Source organism: Frigoriflavimonas asaccharolytica, assembly GCF_013294015.1.
Lineage (GTDB): Bacteria > Bacteroidota > Bacteroidia > Flavobacteriales > Weeksellaceae > Frigoriflavimonas > Frigoriflavimonas asaccharolytica.
Genome location: NZ_JABSNO010000051.1, coordinates 1 through 4878, shown reverse-complemented (window position 1 = coordinate 4878; position 4878 = coordinate 1). Strand labels below are relative to the sequence as shown.

The 4878-nt window shown below is 28.7% G+C and carries 5 protein-coding genes and 1 pseudogene; all 6 read right to left on the bottom strand.

Features of this window, described 5'->3' with window-relative positions; all coding sequences use genetic code 11:
• Window positions 1–160: 160 nt before the first annotated feature.
• Window positions 161–337 carry a hypothetical protein gene (locus tag HNQ03_RS15815; RefSeq protein ID WP_173780662.1) on the bottom strand — a complete coding sequence of 59 codons (177 nt, stop codon included), beginning with the start codon at window positions 335–337 and terminating at the stop codon, window positions 161–163.
• Between the two features lie 224 nt (window positions 338–561).
• The gene (locus tag HNQ03_RS15810) at window positions 562–1464 is read right to left on the bottom strand and encodes a hypothetical protein (protein ID WP_173780661.1); all 903 of its coding nucleotides are present in this window, start codon (window positions 1462–1464) and stop codon (window positions 562–564) included.
• On the bottom strand, window positions 1451–1732 hold the full coding sequence (locus HNQ03_RS15805) for a hypothetical protein (protein ID WP_173780660.1): 282 nt from the start codon (window positions 1730–1732) through the stop codon (window positions 1451–1453). The genes HNQ03_RS15810 and HNQ03_RS15805 overlap by 14 nt, the downstream gene beginning before the upstream one ends.
• Window positions 1733–1858: 126 nt before the next feature.
• Window positions 1859–3358 (bottom strand): hypothetical protein, encoded by a 1500-nt coding sequence (locus tag HNQ03_RS15800; RefSeq protein ID WP_173780659.1) that lies wholly within the window; start codon window positions 3356–3358, stop codon window positions 1859–1861.
• A gap of 66 nt (window positions 3359–3424) precedes the next feature.
• A complete protein-coding gene (locus HNQ03_RS15795; protein WP_173780658.1) occupies window positions 3425–4084 on the bottom strand; it encodes a hypothetical protein in 660 nt (219 codons plus the stop codon).
• Between the two features lie 5 nt (window positions 4085–4089).
• Window positions 4090–4878, bottom strand: a pseudogene (locus tag HNQ03_RS15790) (hypothetical protein); the annotation flags it as partial.

Sequence of the window (4878 nt, the reverse complement as noted above, 5' to 3'; positions counted from 1 at the left end):
CAAATTTTCTTCTCGTTTTTCTCATGTTTTTTCCGACTATTTAAAGTTAATAATTTCAACTTAAATAGTGGTCCAGTTTTTCAAGGGTATTATATTTCTTCTTTAAATTCTGCTATCATTCCAGCATTATTTCGAGTAACTATAATGGGTTCCAGCTGATTTAATTCGTTGTAGTAAAAATATAATTCTCATCATAAGTTTCTGATATTGTTTGATCTATATACATCTCTACATTAAATTTTGTACTTATATTTTGTACATTTTTTACTGCATGTGTTGCAATGTATGTCATAGAACAACCAGATGCGCAACTTAAAACATATGATTTTCCTTTCATTTCATCCAAGTTTATAACTTTTTCAGAAGTTTTTTTTTGTGTTTTTACTTCTAATGAATTGATCTTTGCATTTATATTTTTATTTGCGTCTTTGCATCCTACACAGGATATGAGAATAACAAATAAAAAAAACCAGTAAACTATTTTTTTAAACGTTATATTAACAAAGTATAACTTTTATAACTATGCACATATTGATATTAGTATGTTCAATTTTGTGAATTTCAGTATTTGATTTCTAAAATTTGTCCCTTGTTAGTGATTTTATATTTTTTTAATACTTTGTGATTATTCTTAAAATCTTTATTTTCCGTAAAAACATTTATAATTGAATGTTCATCTACAGTGAAGCTAGTTTTTTCTGCAGAACCATAACTTTCAGGCTCAAAAAGTTCCCCCTCTACATATAGATTTGAAATTACTGACTTATTAGCAATTGATATTAAATAAAATCTATACTGAGAATCTCCACAATCCATAGGTATTAAAATTAAATTTATATTTTTTGATCTCTCTAAATTAATATATCGTATATTTTCCTCCCCACAAGCAAATTCAGATAAACCTATTATCGCACTTGTAGCCATTGTATTGTATAATATCTCATTTATGTCAATTTTTTTATGATAAGGTAATTTTATACTTTCGAAAACAAAATCGTTTGCAGAAGTTTTTACTTTTTCAGAATTAATTAAATTTTCTCCAAAACTTCTAAATGCTTCTCGCGTATTTGGCATTTGGGTCGCGAGAAAATCCCCTGATTCACTATCTTTAACAATTTTTTCCAATTTCTTTGAATTATTGTAAGAAAATACATATATCTCATTATAAGAATCTGTTATTATTTCGTCCTCATACATTAAAACTTTAAAATCTACTACCAAATCATTCCCACGTCTGGATATTTTTTCAGGGGAATAGCTTAATGCACAACCAGATCCACATGTTATGACAATCGATTCTTTTGTGAAATTTTCTATATCATATAGTTCTGGTATTTTTTCCTTTTGACTGCTAACTTTTAAAGTATCTGCCTGAGAAATTTTTTGATTCTGCTTGTTTTTATCTGTTTTACAACTTATTGTAAAAAGAAGTGAACATATTATTATATATTTATTTATTTGCATTTTTTGAATTTATTAGATCATTTTTAACTTGCTCAGCATTAACATGCGCTTTATTTAAACCATCCCCCATATAATAAGAGTTTGTCCCATCTGAAAATCTTTCTACTAAAGATTCTTTACCATCTTTTATTACTTTTTTGCTACTTATTTTCTTATCTTTTTCTACAGCTAGACTTGCCCATTCTTGAGCTGAAGCATACATAGCATCTTCAACAGACCCATCTCCTTCCAGGTAAGAAATAATTTTAGGTCTTTTAACTTTAATCAAATATTCGTCGAAAATTTTATCTTGTAATTCAGTAGTTAACTTTTCATTTAAATCAAGACCTAAACTTGAAATTGCAGTATTTAATGTATCGGGTATTACTTGATAACGCCCTACTGCAAACAGATCCTAATCTGTTTGCTTTTTTTGGATTTCTTTTAATGTTAAACTCTCCAAAATCAAATCATCAACAACTTTAACTACTCTTTTGTAATGTGTTTTACCATTTTTTTGATAAGCCACTTTTACAGTTTTGTTGCAAATATTATAATTATCTGAAGATTCGGCTTCAGCTATCATATTGCCATAAGCACTATGTGCCCATTTATATTTATTTCCACCATTTTCTTTTTTATTATTATTCGCTGAAGATCCACCACCACAACTACACATATCTTTGAAACCTAATTCATTTGCTAAAGTAACTATACTCTTGCCATCTAATTCATTAGAATTTTTAACGAAATAATTTTTAGTTAGATATTTTTGTGAAAATTCCCTAACATCTACATGCACCCATGTTGTTGCAAATGACTCTAAATAAAAGATATCTTTGCCAGCATTCCAATCTTGTTTTGCACCGCAATATTTCATGAATATTTCTTTTCGAACTTTATTCATATCACTATTACCATCGGCTCTTTTACCATTACTTAAAAAGTTGTAATGAATATCTAACGCTTTACCACAGTGGTTAGTTGTTTTATCTCGAATATAAATATAATGATTATGACATCTATATCCAGATTCAACCCATTTAGTTTTATAATTTAATTGGGCATCTCTATTGACATAAAAAATGGATGCACGGTAGCACCATAATAAACTTCGATCCACACCAGGATACTCATATTTTCTATGTTTTTCTAATATTTTCGTATTCTGATACTCTTCACTATTTCTATCTTTTCCAAAACCTGCACATTTCCCACACTTACAATTAATTTCACCAAAATTCAAAGGACGTTGCAATTGAAACTCATCAATCGCTTTTAAAACATTTCCACATATTTTGCCTGTTTCAGCTACCTTCATGTAGTCACGCTGAAGCTGCTTTATCATTTTTTCTGTATAATCCGTAAATTCATCTGTTGGTACATTTCCCCCGAATCCTGCTAATCTTATATTTACTTCACGTATTAATTCACTATTAGGACTTTCTTTTGTAATACAGAATTTACCACCGCAATTACTTCCTCCGCCACTAATTTTTTCCCTTCCCACCATCACAGCTCCTTTATTTTCCGCAAGATTAGGTAGCGTAGCAGGTGGATAAAGCAAGGTGAGATCTTTGTGAATCATATAAAAACCCTGCGCTTCTCCTTCATTCGCTTCGTCTATTATTTTCACCATCGCATTCAGGCGGATAAAGTTTTTTGGTTTGCCTATTTTTGATAGATCAACGGGTACTAAAACTTCCCCTTTCTTATCAAATGTTGCGGTTTTAGTATCTGTAATTCTTTCGTCGGAAAATTTACTTTTAATATCATTGTAATCATCAAGTTCCAATTCATCTTTCCAACTCCAGTAGGCATCTGATTCCGTAAGAAAATTTATCTCCACTTTTTTATCAACCATATTGATGGCATAAATTTTAAAATAAAGTGCACCATTTAATGAACTTATCAAAATTTGTTGGGTATCATTGGCATTGCAGAAATAGTCATAGTTAATTAATAATGATACTTAATAAAATTACTCAACTTCATTTCCATACATTAAAAGTTTACTTAAAAATTTACTATCCCAAGTCTTTATGTATATATTTTCAAGTTCCATTGACCAACCAGATCCATCTTTTTTTATACCATTTACATCTGAAGAAGAATAATATTTCCCAGTAATGAAATTAAATGACTTTTTATAATTACTGTTCTTATTTTTATTATAGCTTAATTCATATCCAATTATTTGTATTTTTCTATTTTTAACATCGAATCTATATTTAATTTTTTCAATTAGATTTTTTTTCTCCCCCGAAATATTGAGTTTTGTAACTTGATCTGCATAATCTATTCGTATTTGAATATTTTCATCTGAAATTATGGGATCACTTACATAATACACAGAATAATTATTATTGTATAATATACTATTGTTTATAATGGGTATTTCAATTATTTGGCCCAAAGTTGATAAATGTAATAACAGCTCAAAATTTTGCACTTTCTCAACAGATTTTGAACGAATTTTTACCGTGTCAATAATATTATCACCATCGAAATATAAATTTTTAGGTTGTTCAAATAATGTGTCTATATTATTTTTTGTGTAAATTGTACTAATATTATTTTTTTTACAGGAAATTCCAAAAATTAATAGTATTATAACTAAAGATAAATTATTTTTAAACATGATTTCTATTTTTCTGTTACAGTTATTGATTTTGCACCGCAATGAAGATGCTTCTTGTGATGTTTATCCTCACTAAAAATTGCTGCTTTCACCGGCTTTTTTAATCCCATCCCTGGTTTATAATAAATAGTTGTAAAACCATAGTCCACCATTGTATTTATATATTTTTGAGTATCATTTAGTGTAAAATAATCTGAATCAATACTTTCTCCGTTAGTATGTGTTACACTGGGAAAACAAGTTCCATCTTTCATCGCTGAACCTTCAGAAACTAATGCAAGTCCACATTTTGCCAAAGCTCCTATTAATGCTGCAAAGTGGTCTCTTCCCATGTATGTCCGAATTGTATTTTCAAATTTCAGATTTATTTTTACATCGCCCGAATTATAAATTAATGGTTCCGGTACTTTAATAATTATTGCTTTACCACCAGCTTTAACGTATTTTATTTTTATAGTTCCTCCCCCTTCTCCAGCTTCGCCCGAAGCAATAACAGTTCCGTCTGAATATTTGTATACATCTTTTTGATTCACTCCAGCAATATTAAAAGATTCATGTGAGATATAACCTGCAGTAACCGACGATGGATTAGGTTTTTCTCTTTTTATTTTGTCAATTTCTAACCAATCAACAATACAAATTTCATGTTCTTTATTATTATTGTCATGATAAATATATTTATATTTATTTTCAAAACCGGTTTTTATAATTTTAGGAATATGCTTTTCAATTGTTCCATTGTCATAAATATGGTAGGTAATTACATCTTTTGCATTTAAATCATTTTGAGAATT

Excerpts from the sequence above, each read along its gene's own strand:
- HNQ03_RS15815 (WP_173780662.1), bottom strand. The coding sequence starts at position 337 with ATGAAAGGAAAATCATATGTTTTAAGTTGCGCATCTGGTTGTTCTATG.
- HNQ03_RS15810 (WP_173780661.1), bottom strand. The coding sequence starts at position 1,464 with ATGCAAATAAATAAATATATAATAATATGTTCACTTCTTTTTACAATA.
- HNQ03_RS15795 (WP_173780658.1), bottom strand. The coding sequence starts at position 4,084 with ATGTTTAAAAATAATTTATCTTTAGTTATAATACTATTAATTTTTGGA.